Here is a 19,948-nt window from a genome sequence, read left to right on the forward strand (position 1 = left end):
CATGTCCCTTGAACCCGCCGGGTCTTCCGGCGTCGATGTCGCCATCGTCGGTGGCGGTGCGGCCGGTGTGCTGGTCGCCATCCGGCTGCTGTCCGATCCCGCCTCGCGGCTGCGCATTGCCATCATCGAGCCCGCCGCCGAGCTGGCCCGCGGCGCCGCGTATGCGACCACCCAGCCCGCCCACCTGCTCAATGTCACCGCCGGGCGGATGAGCGCGTTGGCCGAAGACCCGGGGCATTTCGTCCGCTTCCTGTCCGGCAGCGACGATGCCGGCACGGCCGCGGCGCTGGCGACCGGGTTCGCGCCACGTCGCGATTACGGCCGCTATCTGGGCGACACGCTGCGCGCGCAGCCGCGTTATCCGGCGCTGCAGTGGCTTCAGGAACGCGCGACCGACATCGAAAGGCGCGATACAGACAGCCTGCTGACGCTCGCGTCCGGCGCCACCCTTGCCGCCCGCGCAGTGGTCCTGGCGGTGGGCAATACGCCGCGCCGCATTCCCGCTGCGCGGCTGCACGGCGCAGTGCGGTTGGCCGACGCCTGGAATTACGAAGGCGTCGCCGCCGTTCCCGCCGATGCCGATGTCTGCATCATCGGGTCCGGGCTGAGCATGGTGGACGCCGTGCTGAGCCTGGTCCACGGCGGCCACCGTGGCTGCATCCACGTGTTGTCGCGGCACGGCTTGATGCCGCTGGCGCACGCCGCGACCGGCGGCGCGGACCTCGTCGCGATCGATGGGCTGCTCGCGCTGGGCCTGCGCGAGCGGCTGCGCCGGATCCGTGCGTGGACGCGGGAGGCGACCGCAGCCGGCGAGCCCTGGCAATGGGTGTTCGACCGCCTGCGCCCTCACGGGCAGGCGCTTTGGCGCTCGCTGGGGCACGTGGAGCAGCAGCGGTTCCTGCGTCATCTGGTGCGCTATTGGGACATCCATCGACACCGCATCGCGCCCCAGGTCGCGCAGACGCTGGGGGCGTTGCGAGAGCGTGGCCGGCTGGAAGTCCTGGCCGGACGGCTGCAATCGGTCGCGGCACGCGCGGACGGCGGCCTCGATGTCCGCTACCGGCCGCGCCACGCCGACGGCGAGTGCGCGTTCCGCGCCGACTGGCTCATCAATGCCACCGGCGTCGAGACCCATATCGACCTGCAGCCGGACACGCTGCTGGGCGCACTGCGGGTACGCGGCCGCGTGTTGCCCGGCCCGCATGGCATCGGCATTGCCAGTGAAGAACCGGGGCGCGTGCTGGATGCACGTGGCCAGCCAGATCCGGGGTTGTTCGTGCTCGGTGCGATGCGGATCGGCACGCTGTGGGAAAGCCTGGCGATTCCGGAGCTGCGCGGACAGGCGCAGGCGCTGGCCGATCACCTGCGCGCGACGCTCGACGGGCGGGCGGCACCGACGACCTGAGCGAGGCGCGTGGATACGGCTGCCGGCTCAGGCAGCTTCGTCGATGGCCAGCCGTGTGGATTCGCGCACGAACCAGCCGTCTTCCTGCGGGCAGAAGCTCGCGCAGCTTTCCAGCGGCGCCTGGTAGACATGCACCGAGACCGCGATGTGGTCCGGATCCGCGTTGTGGATGGTGTGGTACTCGTGCGGCGGGATCAGGCTGCCGGCGCTGCCGAGGCCAGCGCTGCTGCGCCCGGCGACGCGGAAGCGGAACCGCTCGCCTGCCTGTTCCACCAATTCGTACTGGACCATGTCCAGCTGGCCCTGCCAGACCCCTTCCACGCACCAGCGACCGTCGTGGTCATGCAGCGGCGTGCCCTGCCCGGGGCCCCAGGTCATGGCCACCACGCTGTAGCCGTGCTCGGGGCTGCGGTAAAGCTCGCGTCGCGCGTAGTGCCCGGCCACCGGCGCGTGCACGCAGTCCGGCAGGCAAACCCCGGGGTCGACGATCAGCGCAGTCAGCGCGTCGCGCAGCGCAGCGGTGACCGCCTGCACTCCATCCAGCGCAACGGCGGCATCGAGCATGGCCTGGAAGCGCGCGCTTCCGGGGAAGGCGATCTGCGGCGTCGGTGCGCTGGGCTGGGGAAGATTCACCCCCGGAGTCTAATCCAGCGCGGCGGCGGTTCCTGCGCGGCCGGACGCCGTGGCGGTCGCAGGGGCCGTGAAAAACGCGAAAGGGCCGGGCGCAAGGCCCGACCCTTCGGATCGCTGGTACCGGTGATAGGACTCGAACCTACACGACATCGCTGCCAGTGGATTTTGAGTCCACCGCGTCTACCATTCCGCCACACCGGCATGCGCTTATCTTACCGTGACGGCGCGCCTATATGCACGCCTCCGGCGGCGGGAGCGTGGCCGTCGCCTCTGCTGGTTCCAGTCCTTCCGATGCGGCGCGTTCAGGCCACCTTGCCGCTGGGCAGGGCCGCGGCCGGCAGCGCGCGCAGGAAGCCGGCGACGGCGGGGCCGAAGCGTTCTTCATCGACCAGGAAGGCATCGTGGCCCTGCGGCGACGGCATCGGCAGGAAGCGGGTGTCGCAGCCGGCGTTGCGCAGGCCGGCGGCGATCTCTTCCTGCTGCTGGATCGGGAACAGGATGTCGGTCTTGACCCCGATCACCAGCGCATGGCGCACGCCCTCGATGGCGGCCAGCCCGCGCGCGGTGTCGCCGGCGTGCGCCTCGCCGAGGTCGAACCAGTCCATCGAACGGCTGAGATAGAGGTAGCAGTTGGGGTCGTACTTGTGCACGAAGCGGCGCGCATGGGCCTCGAGGTAGCTTTCCACCTCGAACTCCAGCCCGAACGGATCCTCGCCCTCGCGGCGGTCGGAATCCAGCCGCACCCGACCGAAGCGGCCGTCCCATTCCAGCGCCGAGCGATAGGTGATGACGCCGAGCTTGCGCGCCATGCGCATGCCGTTTTCCGGGTAATTCTCCGCGTCGTCGTAGGCGCCGCCGTTCCACTGCGGGTCCAGCCGGATCGCCTCGCGCTGCAGCGAGCGGATGGCGATGGAGAACGGCAGCGCGCGCGCCGCGCCGCAGATATTGACGTGGCTGCGGGCAATGCCGGGGTGGCGGGCCAGCAGCGACAGCGCGCCCATCCCGCCCATCGAATTGCCGACCAGGCAGGCCAGCTGCGCGATGCCCAACCCGCGCAGCAGCGCCGCGGAGGCATCGGCGGCATCCTCGATCGACAGCTCGGGGAAGTCCAGGCGGTAGGGCTGGCCGGTGTCGGGGTTGACCGACGCCGGCCCGGTGCTGCCCTTGCAGCTGCCCAGCGGGTTGATGCAGACCACGAACCAGCGGCGGGTGTCGATGGGCTTGCCGGGGCCGATCATCCATTCCCACCAGCCCGGCGCGGGGGCGGCATCGCTGGACGCGGCGTGGGCGTCCGGCGACATGCCGGTGAGGATCAGGATGGCGTTGCCGCCGTCGGCATCCAGCCGGCCCCAGGTTTCATAGGCCAGGCGCGCGCCGTGCAGCGCGCCGCCGCGCTTCATCGGAAACGGCGTGGGCAGATCGAACCAGCGGGTGCCGGGGGGAATGAATTCGGCCATGGAAGTGCGGGGGGAAAAGACCGGTAGGCCATCATCCCCCCTGACGAAGCGGACGGTCATGCCTTTTAGGCATGCCGGCATGAACCGGCGGTTACTGCGCGCCGATCACCAGCCGCACCGGCTTGTCGGCCGGCAATTTCACCCGCACCGGCCTGGACTCCAGGTCACCTTCCTGGCGACTGGCATCGCCACTGGCCGACAGCCGCGCCACCAGCTCGACTTCCTGCATTTGCGACAGCTTGAGGGTGGGCATGGGACTGTCGCCGTCGCTGAGCGCGGCACTGAACGGCAGTTCCGAGACCGCGTGTTTCTGCGCGGCCACCGGCATCGGCGAACCGGGCTGGCGGGCGATCACGAACACCGTGGCATCGGCCCGCAGGCGCACCCGTTCGGCCAGCGCGGGATCCAGTGCCACCTCGACGTTCAGCAGGGCGGTCGCGGCAGGCTGGGCGGCGGCTTCGGCCAATGGCTGCAGGCCGGCATCGGCACGGGCGGCGTTGATTTCCTTGCGCAGGCTGGTGGCGGTGTCGGCGCTGACCTGCGTCAGCAGCGGCGCCCAGGTGGCGGCGGCCTCCGCATGCTTGCCGGCCTGACGCTGGGCCACGCCGAGGAACCAGCGCGCGCGCTGGTGGTTGGGGTCCGCCTTGAGCGCGGCCTGCAGCAGCGTCAGCGCCTCGGCGTCGAAGCTGCGGTTGGGATTGGCCATCGCGCGCGACTGCGCGGCTTCGGTGAGGAAGTCGGCGTTCTCGGGGGCAAGCCTGGCGGCCTTGGCGAAGGCGTCGCGGGCGTTGGCGGCGTCTTCCATGCGCAGATAGGCCTGGCCGAGCAGGGCCCAGCCTTCCGCCTGCTGCGGGTCGCGCGCCAGCGCGGCCTTGAGCTGGACCACCGCTTCCTCCAGCGTGCGCGGCGCCTGCCGGGCGGCGGGGTCCAGTGCCTGCGGGGTGCCCACCAGCCGGTACAGCAGGCCGGTGGAAAGCAGGGTGATCAGGCCGATGCCCAGCGCCACGCCGCGCGCATCGCGCCACAGCGGGCGCAGCAGGGCGGCCAGCACGATCAGGCAAAGCAGCGCGGCGAATACGACGAAAGCGGTCATCACCACTCCTGCCCGTCGTCGCTGGCATCCCGGTTGGCCGCGGGCCTGCGTCGGCGTACGATCGCGGCGACCACGCCGGCGCCGGCCAGCAGCACCACCGCCGGGCCGATCCACAGCAGCAGGGTGCCGCCTTCCAGTTTCGGCTTGTACAGCACGAATTCGCCGTAGCGCTGCACCAGGTAATCCTTGATCTGCGCATCGCTCATGCCCTTGCGCATCAGCTCCAGCACCTCGCGCCGCAGCTGCAGCGCGATCAGCGCGTTGGAGTCGGCCAGCGACTGGTTCTGGCACATCACGCAGCGCAGCTGCAGGGTCAGCGCGTGGAAGCGGGCTTCCTCGGCGGCATCCTGGAACTGCAGCGGGGCGGCGTCGGCCTGCTGGTTGGCCTGGGCGAAGGCGGGCGGCGCAAGTCCGCAGGCCAGGATGAGGCCCAGGGACAGGCCGGCGATCCTGCCCCGGCCAAGGAAGTTGGCGACCCGGCTCATCGTTCAGCCTCGATCCTGGTGACCAGCGGCAGCAGTTCCTTGGCGATCAGTTCGTCCGTCAGCGGGCCGACGTGCTTCCAGCGCACGATGCCGCGGCCATCGACCAGGAACGATTCCGGTGCGCCGTACACGCCCCAGTCCAGCGCGGTGCGGCCTTCGACGTCGGACAGCACCACCATGTAGGGATTGCCGAACTGCTCCAGCCAGCGCAGCGCGTCGGCGGGCTCGTCCTTCCAGTTGTAGCCGACCACGCGCAGGCGCTTGGTCTCGGCGAACTTGGTCAGCACCGGGTGCTCCACCCGGCACTCCACGCACCAGCTGCCCCAGACGTTCATCAGGAACGGCTGGCCGCGCAGGTCGGACAGCTTCACCGTGTAGGTGGGGTCGTGCAGCACCGGCAGCGCGAACTCCGGCGCCGGCTTGCCGATCAGCGGCGAGGGCAGGGCGTCGCGGTTGGGCTTGCGGCTCATCCACACGCCCGCCGCCAGCAGCGCGGCAAGCAGGGCGAAGGCGGCCAGCGGCAGCCAGCGGGAGGTTTTCATGCGAGGCCCTTCATTGGAGATCCTTGCGCACGCTGCGGAAGCGCCGGTCGAAAGCGGTGACGATGGCGCCCAGCGCCATCAGCAGTGCGCCGGCCCAGATCCAGCGCACGAATGGTTTGATATGGACGCGCAGCGCCCAGGCATCGTTGCCCAGCGATTCGCCGATCGCCACGTAGGCATCGGCGAACACGCCGCGGGCGATCCCGGATTCGGTCATCACCTGGCCGCCGGCGCGATAGCGGCGCTTCTCGGGATGCAGGGTGTGGGTGATGCGGCCATCGCGCAGCACCTGCACGGTGCCGCGGTCGGACACGTAGTTCGGGCCCTCGCGCTCGACGATGCCGTCGAAGCGGAACGCGTAATCGCCCAGCGTCACCGTGTCGCCGGCCTTCACCGCCAGCTCGCGCTGCAGGTTCAGGCCTTCGACCAGCAGCGCGCCGACCAGGAACACCGCGATGCCCAGGTGGGCCAGCACCATGCCCCACATTTCGCGGGTCAGGCGGCCGCCGGCGGAACGCAGGCGGGTCCAGACGAAGCGCAGCGTGCCGGCGCCCACCCAGACCGCGCCGAGGATGCCGGCACCGGTCTTCCACTGGCCCTGCGGCGCAAGGAAGAACGCGATGGTGGCGGCCACCAGCGCCAGCACCGCCCACGGCAGCAGCAGGCGCAGCGGCGTGGCCATTTGCTCGCGCTGCCAGCGGGTCAGCGGGCCCAGCGGCACCAGCGCCACCAGCGGCGCCATCAGCAGGATGAACATCATCGCGAAATAGGGCGGACCCACCGAGATCTTGCCCAGTTCCAGGGTGTCGGCCAGCAGCGGGTACAGGGTGCCCAGCAGCACCATCGCGCAGGCGGTGGTCAGCAGCAGGTTGTTGAGCAGCAGCAGGGTCTCGCGCGAGCCGGCGGCGAAGGGTTTGGCGTTGCTCTCGGTGTCCGGCGCGCGCAACGCGTACAGCACCAGCGAGCCGCCGACCACGATGCCGAGGAAGATCAGCACGAACAGGCCGCGGCCGGGATCCGCCGCGAAGGCGTGAACGCTGGTCAGGACGCCGGAGCGCACCAGGAAGGTGCCCAGCAGCGACAGCGAGAAGGTGGCGATGGCCAGCAGCAGCGTCCAGCCGCCGAAGCTGCCGCGCTTTTCGGTGACCGCCTGCGAATGCAGCAGCGCGGCGCCGGCCAGCCACGGCATGAAGCTGGCGTTTTCCACCGGGTCCCAGAACCACCAGCCGCCCCAGCCCAGCTCGTAATAGGCCCACCACGATCCCAGCGCGATGCCGAGGGTGAGGCAGGCCCAGGCCACGTTGGTCCAGGGTCGCGTCCAGCGCAGCCACTGCGCGTCGATGCGGCGCTCCAGCAGCGCGGCGATGGCGAAGGCGAACGGCACCGCGAAGCCGACGTAGCCGGCGTACAGCATTGGCGGGTGCACGATCAGCCCCGGGTCCTGCAGCAGCGGATTGAGGTCGCGGCCTTCGCCGGCGGCCGGCAGGATGCGGATGAACGGGTTGCTGGTGAACACCAGGAAGGCGAGGAAGCCGACCGAGACGACTCCCATCACCCCCAGCACCCGCGCCACCACCGGCAGCGGCAATGCCTTCGAGAACCGCGCCACCGCCGCGGTCCACAGCGCCAGCACCAGCGCCCACAGCAGCAGCGAGCCTTCGTGCGCACCCCACACCGCGGTGTAGCGATAGAGCGTGGGCAGCAGCGAGTTGGAGTTCTCGGCTACGTACTGCACCGAGAAGTCGTTGACCACGAAGGCGTAGGTGAGGATGGCGAAGGCCAGGCCCACCAGCAGCAGCTGCATCCAGGCGGCGGGCCGCGCCACCGCCATCAGCACCGGCACGTCGCGCTGGGCGCCCAGCAGGGGCAGCAGCGCCTGCAGCGCCGCTACCAGCAGCGCCAGCAGCAGCGCGATCTGTCCGAGTTCCGGAAGCATTACGGCGCGCCTTCCGCAGGCGTCGTCTTGTCCTGCACGTTGTGCTTCTTGTGCGCGGCGCCCATCTTGTCGGCCACTTCCTTGGGCATGTAGGTCTCGTCGTGCTTGGCCAGCACTTCCTCGGCCACGAACACGTCGCCCTGCATCCGCCCGGTGGCCACCACCGACTGGTTCTCCCGGAACAGGTCGGGAAGGATGCCGGTGTAGACCACCGGCAGGCGCGCATCGCCGTCGTCCACTTCGAAATGGGCTTCCATCGAGCCGGGTGCGCGCTTGAACGAATCCTTGGCGACCATACCGCCGAGGCGGAAGCGGGCTTCGCCGCTGCGCACGTTGTCGCCGGCGGTCCCGCCCAGCACTTCATGCGGGGTGTAGAGATAGGCGACGTTGCGCTGCAGCGCCATCGCGATCAGCGCGGTCGCCACGCCGGCGACGGCGACCAGGGCGAGGATCAGCAGGAGGCGGCGTTTGCGGGTGGGGTGCATGGCGTCCAGGTCAGTCCCGCGACAGCGGGCGTTCGGTATCGGGGGGAGGGGCGGCCTGCTGGCGGGTGCTGCGCAGCCTGGCGGCGCGCAGGGCGGCGCGGATCTGCAGCTTCGGCACCAGGAAGTCCCACAGCAGCATCGCGGCGAACACCGCATAGGCAGCGATGACGTATTCGCGGTAGCTCATCGCGGCACTCCGGCGGCCAGCTTCGAGACCCAGTCCTTGGCGGCTTCGCGGCGCAGGTTGTCGGCGCGGGCGCGGGCCAGCAGCGAGCCGACGAACCACAGCTTGGTGCCGACGATCATCCAGATGAGCGGCCACATCATGCTGGCGTCCATGCTGGACTCGCCGAACACGCGGATGGTCTGGCCCTGGTGCAGCGAGTTCCACCACACCACCGACCAGCGGATCACCGGCAGCAGGGCGACGCCGACGATGGCCAGCAGACCGGCGGCGCGGGCGGCGTTGCGGCGGTCGTCGATGGCGGCGTACAGGCCCATCACGCCCAGGTACAGGAACAGCAGGATCAGCTCGGTGGTCAGGCGCGGGTCCCAGTCCCACCAGGTGCCCCACATCGGCTTGCCCCAGATCGAGCCGGTGGCGAGGGTGACGAAGGTGAAGGCGGCGCCGGTGGGCGCGCAGGCCATCGCCAGGATTTCGCAGAGTTTGATCCGCCAGATCAGCGCGATCGCCGAATAGAACGCCATCAGGCCGAAGATGGCCATGCTCATCCAGGCCGCGGGGACGTGGATGTAGAGGATGCGGAAGCTGTCGCCCTGCTGGTAGTCGGCGGGGACCTGGAACAGCGCGCCATACAGGCCCACGACCATCGCCACCAGCCCCAGCAGCCAAGCCCACGGCGTCCAGCGGGCGGCAAAGCGATCGAAGTACGGGGGCGAGCCGAGTTGGTGGAACCAGCGGATCAGCGGAGACATCTTGGCCTTGGCAGGAGCGGCGTGGACGCGCCGTGGTCAATCCTGCGAAGGATACCAGCCCGCGGGCGGGCCGGTACCCGGACTTCCGGTAACGGGCGGGGCGGCATGGGCCGCCCGCCCGTGGGTGGCGCGGCTTACTGGACCTGGATGTTGCCCTGCATCAGCGCCAGGTGGCCCGGGAAGCTGCAGAAGAACTTGTAGCCGCCGTCCTTGATCTTGGCCACATCGAAGGTCACCGACGCGGATTCGCCGCCGCCGATGATCTTGGTGTGGGCGATCGAACGGGCGTCGCCTTCCTTGACGTGTTCGGCCGCGTTGGAGGCGCCGTCGGCGGAAATGCCGGCCATGTCGGCTTCCTTGGCGACAACCAGGTTGTGACCCATGACGTTGGCGGCCATGCTGCCGACGTGCTTCAGGTTGATGGTGAACTGGGTGCAGCTGGCCGGCACGGTGATCGAGTCGGCGTTGTACTGCATCGCATCGTTCGATTCGATGGTGGTGGCGCAGTTTTCGACCACGGCCGGCTTGGTGCTGGCGGCAGCGGGCGCGGCTTCGGCCGGAGCAGCCTCGACCGGGGCCGCGGCGGGGGCTTCGGCCGCCGGCGCTGCATCGGCGGGGGCGGCGGAATCGGCGGGCGCGGACGAGTTGCCGCAGGCGGACAGGGCCAGCGCAACCGCACCGGCGAGCAGGATATGACGGGACTTCATTGCGAATGCTCCAAAGAATGTGGGGCTGGCCGCATCGGCCAGGCGCGTCATTGTCGGACGCCGCTCGTTAAAAAAACATTGATCCATCTCAAGCCTGCGCTGTCTTATGAATGGGCGATGCGCAAGGCGGCGGCGGCCGTGACCGGCGCCAGCGCCAGCGCCAGCACCAGGCCGGCGCTCAGTAGCAGCAGCGCGCCGACCGCATCGAAGCCCTGCGCGTGCGCGGCCACCGCGCCGGCACCGAACACCAGCACCGGCACGTACAGCGGCAGCGCCAGCAGGGCGACGAGGATGCCGGCTCGGCGCATGCCCACGGTCAGCGCGGCGACCACTGCCCCCAGCAGGCTCAGGATCGGCGTGCCCAGCAGCAGCGACAGCATCAGCACCGGCAGCTGCGCATGCGGCAGGTGCAGCAACTCGCCGAGCAGCGGCACTGCCAGGATCAGCGGCAGCGCGGTGGTGGCCCAGTGCATCAGGGTGCGCACCAGCACCAGCCACCACAGCGGCACCGGCGCCAGCATCCACTGTTCCAGCGAACCGTCCTCGGCGTCACCGCGGAACAGGTTGTCCAGCGCCAGCAGCCCGGCCAGCAGGGCGGCCAGCCACAACACCGCCGACGCCACCGGCGCCAGCGACCTGGCATCGCCGCCCAGGGCCAGCGCGAACAGCACCACCGTCAACAGCGCGAACAGCGCCGGCTGCAGGGCGTCGCCGCGGCGCGCCCACAGCAGCTGCAGGTCGCGGGTCATCAGCGCGCGCGCGGCCTGCCACATCATGCCGCCGGCCTCTTCAGTTCCAGCAGGCGGGTGCGCACCGGCGGCGCGGCGTAGGCGCCGTGGGTGGTGATCAGCGCCGCGCCGCCTTCGCGCAGATGCGCTTCCACCATCCGGTTGACCAGCTGGATGCCGTCCAGATCGAGGTTGGCGTAGGGTTCGTCGAGCAGCCACAGCGGCGCCGGCGACAGCCACTGCCGGGCCAGCCCGAGGCGTTTTTTCTGCCCGGCCGAGAGGGTGCGCAGCGGTGCGTCCTCGAAACCGCCCAGGCCGACGATGGCCATCGCCGCTTCCGGCGTCTGCCGGGCGCGACGGCCATGCAGCCCGCACAGGTAATCCAGGTTGCGCAGCGCCGACAGATCGGCCTTCAGGCCCGGCAAATGCCCTAGATAGGCGATGTGGCGCGCGCGCGACGCGGGCCGTGCGGGCAGGCCGTCGATCTCCACCCTGCCAGCCTCGGCGCGCAGCAGGCCGGCCAGCACGCGCAGCAAGGTGGTCTTGCCGGCGCCGTTGCCGCCCTGCACCAGCAGCGCCTCGCCGGCATCGACGGAAAAATCCAGCGGCCCGAACACCGGCGTCTCGTCGCGCGAGAACGCCAGCCCGTGCGCGGCGAGCAGGGGTCGGGAAGGCGTGCGGGAATCGGGCATGGGCCGCCGATTCTACCGGCCCGCTCCGACGCGCGCCCACCGTCCTGCGCCTGCCTGCGCATCCGCCTGCGCGTGGATTCCGTACACTGGAATGCCCGCTGCAAACGGCATCGCCATGCGTCCAGACACCAAACTGCCGAAGGTCGGCACCACCATCTTCACCGTGATGTCGCAGCTGGCGGCCGAGCACGGTGCGGTCAACCTCGGCCAGGGCTTCCCGGATTTCCCGGTGCCGCCGCGGCTGGTGGACGCGCTGACCCGCGCGATGCAGGCCGGCCACAACCAGTACGCGCCGATGACCGGGATCCCGGCGCTGCGCCAGGCCATCGCCGCCAAGACCGAGCGCTGCTACGGCTGGCGCCCCGATGCCGACACCGAAATCACCGTCACCAGCGGTGCCACCGAGGCGATCTTCAACGCCATCCACGCGGTGGTGCGCGCCGGCGAGGAGGTCATCGTCCTCGACCCCTGCTACGACTGCTACGAGCCGGCCATCGAGCTGGCCGGCGCCACCGCGGTGCACGTGCCGCTGGACCCGGCTACCTTCGCCCCCGACTGGGACGCGGTGCGCGCGGCGATCACCCCGAAGACCCGCATGCTGATGGTCAACAGCCCGCACAACCCGTCCGGCGCGATGTTCACCGCCGCCGACATGCAGGCGCTGATCGACCTGCTGCAGGGCACCGACATCGTGCTGCTCAGCGACGAGGTCTACGAGCACATCGTGTTCGACGGCGCGCGCCACGAATCCGCGCTGCTCTACCCGCAGCTGCGCGAGCGCAGCTTCGTGATCTCCAGCTTCGGCAAGACCTACCACTGCACCGGCTGGAAGCTGGGCTACGCGATCGCGCCGCCGGCGCTGTCGGCGGAGTTCCGCAAGGTCCACCAGTACAACGTGTTCTGCAGCTTCACGCCGTCGCAACACGCCTTTGCCGAGATGATCACGCAGGAGCCGGAACACTACGAGCAGCTCGGGGCGTTCTACCAGGACAAGCGCGACCGCTTCCGCGCGCAGCTGGCCGCAACCCGGCTCAAGCCGCTGCCGGTGCCGGGCGGGTATTTCCAGCTGGTGGACTATTCGGCCGTCAGCGACCTGCCGGATCTGGAGTTCGCGCGTTGGCTGACCGTGGAGCACGGCGTGACCGGCATTCCGCTGTCGCCGTTCTACGCCTCGGCGCCGGCCGGGCAGCGCCTGCTGCGGCTGTGTTTCGCCAAGAACGAGGACACGGTGAACCGTGCCATCGAACGTTTGTCCAAGCTGTAACGCCACAACCCGGAGGCCATGATGCAGGCCGACAAGACCATCGCCCTGTTGTTTGCACTGCTGCTGACGGGCGCAGCCGCATTACTGGGATGGCGGGCCTTGCAGGCCCGACCGGTCATGCCACGGACAGGAGTCACCGCCATGGACACGCAACAGCTGCAGGACATCTATTTCGGCATGGGCTGTTTCTGGGGCGCGGAAAAACGGCTGCGCGCGGTGCCGGGCGTGGCTGATGTCGAAGTGGGCTACGCCGGTGGCGATGCGCCCAAGGTGACCTACGAAGACGTGCTGCGCGAGGAGCGGCTGATCCGCGCCGGCCGCAGCCAGGCCCGCAACCACGCCGAGGTGGTGCGGGTGCGCTACGACCCGAAGCGCCTCGACCTGATGACCCTGCTGGTGGCGTTCTGGGAGAACCACGATCCCACCCAGGTGGGCGGACAGGGCAACGACATCGGCAGCAACTACCGCAGCGCGATCTATTTCACCAGCGAGGCGCAGAAGATCCTGGCCGAACAGAGCCGCGATCTCTACCAGAAGAACCTCACGCGTGCCGGCCACGGCCGGATCAGTACCGAGATCCTGCCGCTGCGCCACTACAGCCGCGCCGAGGAGAACCATCAGGATTACCTGCTGAAGAATCCCGACGGCTACTGCGGGCTGGGCGGCACCGGGGTGAAGTACGGCCTCGATGCCGATGTCGTGACCACACCGCCGCTGGATGGCAGCACGCTGCGTGATGATCGCCAGCTGGTGGTGTACGACGCCGAGGACTGCCCGTACTGCGAGAAGTTCCAGGCGCAGGTGCTGGCGGGCTGGAACGCGGACGTGCCGTTCGCCAAGACCCGTTCGCAGAAGGCGCCGAGCGGCTGGACGCTGGCCGGGCCGCTGCTGGGCACGCCGACCATCGTGCTGTTCCAGCAGGGCAAGGAGGTCGCGCGTTTCACAGGCTATGCCGGTGATCCGAGGAAGTTCTGGCAGTGGCTGGGCTTCCACCTGCTCAGCCCGGAACAGCAACGCATCGCCTTCGAATCCGGCACCGAGCTGCCCGGCACCGGCGCGCATCTGTCCGAATCCCGCCCCGGCACCTATTTCGACCCGATCAGTGGCGCCGCGCTGTTCCGCAGCGACGCCAAGTTCGACAGCGCCTGCGGCTGGCCCAGCTTCTTCGAGCCGATGGCCGGTGCACTGGAGTTCCTGCAGGACGACAGTCACGGCATGCGACGCGTCGAGGTGCGCAGCACCAGCTCCGGCATCCATCTGGGGCATGTGTTCGACGACGGCCCGCCGCCCACCGGCAAGCGCTATTGCATCAACGGCAACGTGCTGAAATTCCTTCCCGATCCGCCCAAGGCATGATCTCCATGGATGATTCCGTTCCCCAGTCCGACCTGCGCGTCTCGATCGTGCAGGGCGAGACCCGCTGGCACGATCCCGCGGGCAATCGCGACCACTACGCCGGGCTGATCGCGCCCCTGCACGGCATCACCGACCTGGTGGTGCTGCCGGAAACCTTCACCAGCGGCTTTTCCAATGACGCGGTTGCCGCCGCCGAAGACATGCAGGGGGCCACCGTGGACTGGATGCTGGAACAGGCCGACCGGCTTGGCGCGGCGGTCACCGGCAGCGTGCAACTGCGCGATGGCGACGGCGTCTACAACCGCATGCTGTTCGCCGCGCCGGGTGGCGGGCTGGCCCACTACGACAAGCGCCACCTGTTCTCGTTCGCCAACGAGCATGAGCGCTACGCCGCCGGCAACCGCCGGGTGATCGTGGAATGGAATGGTTGGCATATCCTGCTGCAGGTCTGCTACGACCTGCGTTTCCCGGTGTTCTCGCGCAATCGCTTCGACGCCGCCCGTCCCGGCCTGCCGGACTACGACCTCGCGCTGTACGTCGCCAACTGGCCGTCGGTGCGCAGTCATGCGTGGAAGACCCTGCTGCGCGCGCGCGCGATCGAGAACGTCAGCTACGTGGTCGGCGTCAACCGGGTCGGCACTGACGGCAACGGCCTGCACTACAGCGGCGACAGCGCGGTGATCGATTTCCTCGGCCAGCCGGTCAGCGAGTGCATGGACGCCGAAGTGGTGGCCACCACCACCCTGCAGGCGGCGGAGCTGCACGCGCAGCGCCAGCGCTTCCCGGCACTGCGCGATGCGGATGCCTTCAACCTCGAGGCGTGACCGGGGTCATGGCGGCGGCATCGGCGCCGGCGGACAATGCCGGCATGCACGGACATGGCGAGTACAAGATGCCCGGCGGCAAGCTGGTGGTGGCCGACGTGGCCATCGACCGCGGCCGGCTGGCGCAGGTGGCGGTGAGCGGGGATTTCTTCCTCGAACCGGACGAGGCGCTGGACGCGATCAATGCGGCGCTGGCCGGGCAGAGCGCGGATGCCGATGCGGATGTGCTGGCCGCGGTGGTGCAGGCGGCGCTGCCCGTGCAGGTGCGGATGTACGGGATCAGCGCCGACGCGGTTGCGGTCGCGGTGCGGCGTGCCATCGACGCGGCGGAGGCGGCATGAGCGCCTGGCGTGCATTCGACTGGCAGCTGGTCCACGCCGGGCCGCAGTCGCCGGCGCTGCACATGGCGCTGGACGAGGTCATCACCGACGAGGTGGCGGCCGGCCGCCGGGCGCCGACGCTGCGGGTGTGGGAATGGGCGTCGCCGGCGGTGGTGATCGGGCGCTTCCAGTCGCTGCGCAACGAGGTCGATCCCGACGGCGCGGCGCGCCATGGCATCGAGGTGGTGCGACGGATCACCGGCGGCGGCGCGATGTTCATCGAGCCGGGCAATACCATCACCTATTCGCTGTCGGCGCCGGAGTCTTTGGTGGCCGGGATGTCGTTCGAGCAGTCCTACGCGTTCATGGACGCGTGGGTGCTGGAGGCGCTGCGCACGCTCGGCATCGAGGCCTGGTACCAGCCACTCAACGACATCGCCTCGAAGGCCGGCAAGATCGCCGGCGCCGCGCAAATGCGCCGCGGCAAGGCGGTGCTGCACCACGTGACCATGGCCTACGACATCGATGCCGACAAGATGCTGCAGGTGCTGCGGATCGGCCGCGAGAAGCTGTCCGACAAGGCCACCCAGAGCGCCAACAAACGGGTGGACCCGCTGCGCAGCCAGACCGGGCTGGCCCGCGCGGAAGTCATCGCGCGGATGATCGACACCTTCCGCGAGGCGCACGGACTGTCCGACGCCGCCGTCCGCCCGGACGAGCTGGCGCGGGCCGAGGCGCTGGTGCTGGAGAAGTTCGCCACCCGCGCATGGACGGCCGTGGTGCCGTGACGGCAGGCTTACGTCTGCCGCCCTAGCATGGGCGTCCCATTCATCGTTCCGTTCAGGAGTTCCACATGTCCAGCGTCACCCTCAAGGGCAATCCCGTCAGCGTCGGCGGCCAGCTTCCGCAGATCGGCGATCAGGCACCGGCGTTCCGTCTGGTCGGCGTCGACCTGTCCGACCGCGCGCTGGCGGACTTTGCCGGCAAGCGCAAGATCCTCAACATCTTCCCCAGCATCGATACCGGCGTCTGCGCGGCCTCGGTGCGCCACTTCAACCGGGACGCCGCCGGGCTGGCCAACACCGCGGTGCTGTGCATTTCCGCCGACCTGCCGTTCGCCCAGCAGCGCTTCTGCGGCGCGGAAGGGCTGGACAACGTCACCATGCTCTCGACCATGCGCGGGCGCGAGTTCCTCCGCGACTATGGCGTGGCGATGGAAGACGGCCCGCTGGCCGGCGTGGCCGCGCGCGCGGTGGTGGTGCTGGATGACCACGACAAGGTGCTGTACACCCAGCTGGTGCCGGAAATCACCGACGAGCCGGACTACGCCGCGGCGCTGGCTGCGCTGGGCTGAAGCCTCAGCGCGCCCATCGGCCCGGGCGCGTTTCCAGATATGCCCCGATATCCGGCGTCCCTGTGGCAGGGACGCCGGTTCCGTTTGTGGCCGCGGCGCGCGTTCGCGGCCGGGCTACCCCGCCATGCGCCCGAACTTGCCGCTGTTGAAGTCGGCAATCGCCTGGATGATCTCCCGCTGGCTGTTCATCACGAACGGGCCGTGGCCCACCACCGGCTCGTCGATCGGCTCGCCGGCCAACAGCAGCAGCTTGGCCTCGCCGCTGGTTTCGATCTCCACGCCGCTGCCGGCGGTGGACAGCGTGGCCACCTGCGCGGCACGGACGATGGCTTCGCCGTTCAGCTGCACGGTGCCGTCCAGCACCACCAGCAGGGTGGTCCAGCCTTCCGGCTGCGGCAGCGATACGCGCTGCCCCGCGGCCAGCCGCAGGTCCCACACGTTCATCGGGGTGAAGGTGCGCGCCGGCCCCTTCTGGCCGGCATGTTCGCCGGCAATCAGCCGCAGCGTGCCGGCGCCGTACGCCAGGGCGATGGCAGGGATCCGCGCGTCCAGGATGCCCTGGTAGCCGGGCGGCGCCATCTTGTCCTTGGCCGGCAGGTTGACCCACAGCTGCACCATTTCGAAGGGCCCGCCGGCGGCGGCGTAGGCGGGCGAATGGAACTCTTCGTGCAGGATGCCGCCGGCGGCGGTCATCCACTGCACGTCGCCCTTGCCGATGATGCCGCCGTTGCCGGTGGAGTCGCGATGCTCCACCTCGCCCTCGTAAACGATGGTCACCGTCTCGAACCCGCGATGCGGGTGCTGGCCGACGCCGCGGCGCTCGCTGGTGGGCTCGAACCGGATTGGTGCGGCGTAATCCAGCATCAGGAACGGGCTGCGCTCGGCCACGCCCGCGCCGCTGTAGCCGAACATGCCGTGCACCGGAAACCCGTTGCCGACCCAGTGTCGGCCGGGCGCACCGGCGACTTCGAGGACCTTCTTCATGGCTTTGCTCCAATGCGGGCCGGCGCGATGCCGGTTGCCTTGGGTGTCATGATGGATTGTCTGAAAATTGCGTTCAATTCTGTATAAAACTACGGATTGTTCTATTTGTGCCGCATCCGCTTCGCTACTTGTCGAAGCTGATTTCCAGCGAAGCGTGGAATGGGGCTTTCGGCGGCGCCACCAGCGTCCGGCCGCGCACATAGCGTTGCAGGCAGATCGCCAGCGGCGAGCCGCCCTGTCGCCAGGTCTGCTGAACCCGGCCCTGTGCATCCAGTTGCATCACCACCACGAACGGCGTGACGTCGCCGCGCAGATCGAAGCGATTGCATTCGGCCACCCCGGCATCCAGCAGCGCTGCCTGCGCCGCCAGCAGTCTTTCCTTGGCGGGGCCGGTCACCGCGGCCTCGTCGGCATCGGCCAGGCGCTTGGCTTCGCTATAGTCCATGGCCGTGGTGGTTGCTGCCTGCGGGGCGGCGAACAGAAGCAGTAGCGACAGGACAACGTGCATGGAGGCCTCCGTGATGATGCTGCGAGCTTACCCGGGTCATGGGCCGGGCGGACGGGTGGCGGTTTTTGCCGAAGGAGTCGCATCGCGGCGATGCGCGGTGGAGTACAACAATCGCATGGGGAGCATGGGGTGCCGATGAAGTCTGGACTACGGCTGGTCGCCGGATTGCTGCTGTGCATGCTGTCGTCGCTGGCCGCGGCGCAGGCGCGCATGGACGACGTGCTGAAGGATTTTAGCGAGCATGGTTATCCGTCGGTGGCGGCGGCGATCGAGCGCCTGCAATCGGTCGAGGACGTGCCCGGCCAGAACGCGCCGCTGGCGCGCCGCGCCGCTTATCACGGCGTATTGCTGGACCTGTCCAGGGGCGGCCGGCATCCGCAGGTGCATCGCTCCAGCGCCGCTGCGCTGCAACTGATGGCAGACAAGGAAGGCTGCGTGCGCTGCAGGTTCGACCTGGCCTTGTCGGCGTTCCGCGAGGGAGTCATCAACAAGGCAACGCGCGCGGATGCCGAAGCACGACTGGCGGAGATGGAGATCCTGCAGCGGCAGCTGGATTCGCGGGACGCTTTGCGGAAGCTGCTGGCGGCGCAGGCCGAACTGGACAGGCGGAAGGGCAACTACAACGACGCGATCGCCCTGCTGGTCCGCGCCAGCGAGCTGGCCAAGCTGGAAGGCCGCAACGCGGCGCAGGTGGAATACCTGGGCCTGATGGCCGCGCTGAATGCGGATCGTGGCGATCCCAAGCGCGCGATCCAGATGGGGAACGAGGCCTACCGGCTGGCGGAAGAGATTGGCTATCTGGTGGGGCGGCCCACCATTCTGCTCGACCTGGGCCACGCCTATTCGCTTGCCGGGGAACGCACGAAGCAGCGCGCTGCGCTGGAAAAGGCATTGGCGCTGGTGGGTGACGACCCGGACCTGTTGCGAGACAGGATCATCATCCTCAACAACCTGGCCGATTTCTGGCTGTCGCAGCCCGGCGGCTACGCGCAGACGCTGCGGTATGCGCGGCAGGCACTGGCCCTGGCGCGGGAGCAGGGACTGCAGCGGGAAATGATCGCGCCGCTGGCCAACATCGGCATCGCACTGGCGGGGATGGGAGACGTGGACCGGGGCGTGGCCGTGCTGCGTGAATCCGTGGAGCTGTCCAAACAGGCCGACATCGAGGTCTACACGCTGGGCATCACCCAGGAATTGGTGCGGGTGCTGCGCGAGGCCGGGCGGTATGAAGAAGCGCTGGATGCCCTGCAGACGATCACCGAGCTGCAGGAAAAGCGCGCGGTTCAGGCGCGCGAGACCGCAGTGCTGGAGCTGCAGGAAAAATACTCTGCCCAGCGCAAGGCCGACGAGATCGAGAAGCTCGCTGCCCAGAACACGGCCAAACAGAGCCAGCTGGAGGCAGAGAGCTGGAAGCAGCGCCTGTGGATCGCGCTGGCGGTGATTCTGGGGCTGGTGTTGCTGGGATCCTGGCAATCGATCAAGCGCGCGCGGCTGGCAAACCGCAAGCTGACCCATGTCAATGCCGCGCTGGCCCTGCAGTCGGCTACCGATGCGTTGACCGGCGCATTCAACCGCCGACACACCCAGGCCATGCTGGACGGGCTGCAGCAGCAGATGGAGCAGGCGACCAGTGGGCAAAGCATCGGCCTGATGCTGCTTGATCTGGATCTGTTCAAGCGGATCAACGACACCCGCGGGCACGCGGCAGGCGACGCGGTGCTGGTGGAAACGGTCAGGCGCCTGCAGGCGAAGCTGCGCCAGAACGACGTGGTGGCTCGTTGGGGCGGCGAAGAGTTCGTGCTGGTGTTGCCCACCACCCTGGCCGCGGCGCTGCCGCTGGTGGCGAAAAAGGTGCTGGATGCGATCGGCGGCGATCCGGTCATGTTCGAGGGGCAGGCGATTCCGGTCAGCGTGTCGCTGGGCGTGGTCGCCTATCCGATGATGCCGGGACAGTCGTGGGCGGCTGCGCTTGGGCTCGCGGATTCCGCGCTGTATCTGGCCAAGGCCAGCGGCCGCAATCAGGCGATTTGCCTGACCCGGGTCGAGGTTGATGCCGCCTGCAGCGAAGCCGATCTGGCGCGACTGCGCGAGGCGGCGCAGGCCGAGTGGCAGATGGTCGAAGGGCCGGTGCAGCCGCTCCATGGCGGCGGGCCCGAGCACCGGGACGCGCCGCCGACGCAGGGCTGACGTCGAAGCTGCCTGCGGTGCGTCAGCGCGCAGGCTTTGCCCCGCTGAAACC

Annotated in this window: 22 protein-coding genes and 1 tRNA gene; 8 read left to right on the forward strand and 15 right to left on the reverse strand. The window is 69.3% G+C overall.

Features of this window, described 5'->3' with window-relative positions:
- The first annotated feature begins 1 nt into the window (after position 1).
- Positions 2 to 1,405 (forward strand): FAD/NAD(P)-binding protein, encoded by a 1,404-nt coding sequence (locus E5S66_RS06345; RefSeq protein ID WP_138348431.1) that lies wholly within the window; start codon positions 2 to 4, stop codon positions 1,403 to 1,405.
- 27 nt (positions 1,406 to 1,432) lie between these two features.
- On the opposite strand, the gene E5S66_RS06350 is transcribed toward E5S66_RS06345, so the two are convergent.
- From E5S66_RS06350 to ccmA, 13 genes are all read right to left on the reverse strand, one after another.
- Positions 1,433 to 1,969: a cysteine dioxygenase family protein gene (locus tag E5S66_RS06350; protein WP_138348710.1), complete on the reverse strand. Its 537-nt coding sequence runs from the start codon at positions 1,967 to 1,969 to the stop codon at positions 1,433 to 1,435.
- Positions 1,970 to 2,153: 184 nt separating this feature from the next.
- Positions 2,154 to 2,239 (reverse strand) — tRNA-Leu (locus E5S66_RS06355).
- 101 nt (positions 2,240 to 2,340) lie between these two features.
- Positions 2,341 to 3,495, reverse strand: coding sequence for a homoserine O-acetyltransferase MetX (gene metX, locus E5S66_RS06360; RefSeq protein ID WP_138348432.1), 1,155 nt, complete (start codon positions 3,493 to 3,495; stop codon positions 2,341 to 2,343).
- Between the two features lie 91 nt (positions 3,496 to 3,586).
- Complete coding sequence (locus E5S66_RS06365; RefSeq protein WP_138348433.1) at positions 3,587 to 4,588, reverse strand: tetratricopeptide repeat protein; 1,002 nt, start codon at positions 4,586 to 4,588, stop codon at positions 3,587 to 3,589.
- Complete coding sequence (locus E5S66_RS06370) at positions 4,588 to 5,073, reverse strand: cytochrome c-type biogenesis protein (protein WP_138348434.1); 486 nt, start codon at positions 5,071 to 5,073, stop codon at positions 4,588 to 4,590. Before E5S66_RS06370 ends, E5S66_RS06365 begins: the two co-directional genes overlap by 1 nt.
- Complete coding sequence (locus tag E5S66_RS06375) at positions 5,070 to 5,615, reverse strand: DsbE family thiol:disulfide interchange protein (protein ID WP_138348435.1); 546 nt, start codon at positions 5,613 to 5,615, stop codon at positions 5,070 to 5,072. The genes E5S66_RS06370 and E5S66_RS06375 overlap by 4 nt, the downstream gene beginning before the upstream one ends.
- Before the next feature lie 10 nt (positions 5,616 to 5,625).
- Positions 5,626 to 7,551: a heme lyase CcmF/NrfE family subunit gene (locus E5S66_RS06380; protein WP_138348436.1), complete on the reverse strand. Its 1,926-nt coding sequence runs from the start codon at positions 7,549 to 7,551 to the stop codon at positions 5,626 to 5,628.
- Positions 7,551 to 8,036 (reverse strand): cytochrome c maturation protein CcmE, encoded by a 486-nt coding sequence (gene ccmE, locus E5S66_RS06385; RefSeq protein WP_138348437.1) that lies wholly within the window; start codon positions 8,034 to 8,036, stop codon positions 7,551 to 7,553. The genes E5S66_RS06380 and ccmE overlap by 1 nt, the downstream gene beginning before the upstream one ends.
- A gap of 10 nt (positions 8,037 to 8,046) precedes the next feature.
- On the reverse strand, positions 8,047 to 8,223 hold the full coding sequence (ccmD, locus tag E5S66_RS06390; protein WP_138348438.1) for a heme exporter protein CcmD: 177 nt from the start codon (positions 8,221 to 8,223) through the stop codon (positions 8,047 to 8,049).
- The gene (locus E5S66_RS06395; protein ID WP_138348439.1) at positions 8,220 to 8,972 is read right to left on the reverse strand and encodes a heme ABC transporter permease; all 753 of its coding nucleotides are present in this window, start codon (positions 8,970 to 8,972) and stop codon (positions 8,220 to 8,222) included. Before E5S66_RS06395 ends, ccmD begins: the two co-directional genes overlap by 4 nt.
- A gap of 134 nt (positions 8,973 to 9,106) precedes the next feature.
- Positions 9,107 to 9,679 carry an azurin gene (azu, locus tag E5S66_RS06400; protein WP_138348440.1) on the reverse strand — a complete coding sequence of 191 codons (573 nt, stop codon included), beginning with the start codon at positions 9,677 to 9,679 and terminating at the stop codon, positions 9,107 to 9,109.
- Positions 9,680 to 9,783: 104 nt separating this feature from the next.
- Complete coding sequence (gene ccmB, locus E5S66_RS06405) at positions 9,784 to 10,455, reverse strand: heme exporter protein CcmB (protein WP_138348441.1); 672 nt, start codon at positions 10,453 to 10,455, stop codon at positions 9,784 to 9,786.
- On the reverse strand, positions 10,452 to 11,099 hold the full coding sequence (gene ccmA, locus E5S66_RS06410; protein ID WP_138348442.1) for a heme ABC exporter ATP-binding protein CcmA: 648 nt from the start codon (positions 11,097 to 11,099) through the stop codon (positions 10,452 to 10,454). Before ccmA ends, ccmB begins: the two co-directional genes overlap by 4 nt.
- 115 nt (positions 11,100 to 11,214) lie before the next feature.
- Here ccmA and E5S66_RS06415 point away from each other — a divergent pair, with 115 nt between their 5' ends.
- The 6 genes from E5S66_RS06415 (at position 11,215) to tpx (ending at position 16,217) form a co-directional block, all read left to right on the forward strand.
- On the forward strand, positions 11,215 to 12,363 hold the full coding sequence (locus E5S66_RS06415; RefSeq protein ID WP_138348443.1) for a pyridoxal phosphate-dependent aminotransferase: 1,149 nt from the start codon (positions 11,215 to 11,217) through the stop codon (positions 12,361 to 12,363).
- A gap of 141 nt (positions 12,364 to 12,504) precedes the next feature.
- The gene (gene msrA / locus E5S66_RS13915; protein ID WP_246037160.1) at positions 12,505 to 13,719 is read left to right on the forward strand and encodes a peptide-methionine (S)-S-oxide reductase MsrA; all 1,215 of its coding nucleotides are present in this window, start codon (positions 12,505 to 12,507) and stop codon (positions 13,717 to 13,719) included.
- A 5-nt stretch (positions 13,720 to 13,724) separates the two neighbouring features.
- Entirely contained in the window at positions 13,725 to 14,543 is an 819-nt protein-coding gene (locus tag E5S66_RS06425) for an amidohydrolase (protein ID WP_138348444.1), read from the forward strand.
- Positions 14,540 to 14,884 (forward strand): lipoate-protein ligase small subunit, encoded by a 345-nt coding sequence (gene lplB / locus E5S66_RS06430; RefSeq protein ID WP_246037161.1) that lies wholly within the window; start codon positions 14,540 to 14,542, stop codon positions 14,882 to 14,884. Before E5S66_RS06425 ends, lplB begins: the two co-directional genes overlap by 4 nt.
- Entirely contained in the window at positions 14,881 to 15,651 is a 771-nt protein-coding gene (locus E5S66_RS06435; protein WP_138348445.1) for a lipoate--protein ligase family protein, read from the forward strand. Before lplB ends, E5S66_RS06435 begins: the two co-directional genes overlap by 4 nt.
- 65 nt (positions 15,652 to 15,716) lie before the next feature.
- Positions 15,717 to 16,217 carry a thiol peroxidase gene (gene tpx, locus E5S66_RS06440; RefSeq protein WP_138348446.1) on the forward strand — a complete coding sequence of 167 codons (501 nt, stop codon included), beginning with the start codon at positions 15,717 to 15,719 and terminating at the stop codon, positions 16,215 to 16,217.
- Between the two features lie 114 nt (positions 16,218 to 16,331).
- On the opposite strand, the gene E5S66_RS06445 is transcribed toward tpx, so the two are convergent.
- Both E5S66_RS06445 and E5S66_RS06450 read right to left on the reverse strand, forming a co-directional pair.
- The gene (locus E5S66_RS06445) at positions 16,332 to 17,201 is read right to left on the reverse strand and encodes a pirin family protein (RefSeq protein ID WP_138348447.1); all 870 of its coding nucleotides are present in this window, start codon (positions 17,199 to 17,201) and stop codon (positions 16,332 to 16,334) included.
- A gap of 124 nt (positions 17,202 to 17,325) precedes the next feature.
- Entirely contained in the window at positions 17,326 to 17,709 is a 384-nt protein-coding gene (locus E5S66_RS06450; protein ID WP_138348448.1) for a hypothetical protein, read from the reverse strand.
- A gap of 135 nt (positions 17,710 to 17,844) precedes the next feature.
- Here E5S66_RS06450 and E5S66_RS06455 point away from each other — a divergent pair, with 135 nt between their 5' ends.
- Positions 17,845 to 19,896: a GGDEF domain-containing protein gene (locus tag E5S66_RS06455; protein WP_171033488.1), complete on the forward strand. Its 2,052-nt coding sequence runs from the start codon at positions 17,845 to 17,847 to the stop codon at positions 19,894 to 19,896.
- Positions 19,897 to 19,948: the final 52 nt, after the last annotated feature.

This window comes from Thermomonas fusca (genome assembly GCF_005862345.1).
Classification (GTDB): Bacteria; Pseudomonadota; Gammaproteobacteria; order Xanthomonadales; family Xanthomonadaceae; genus Thermomonas; species Thermomonas fusca.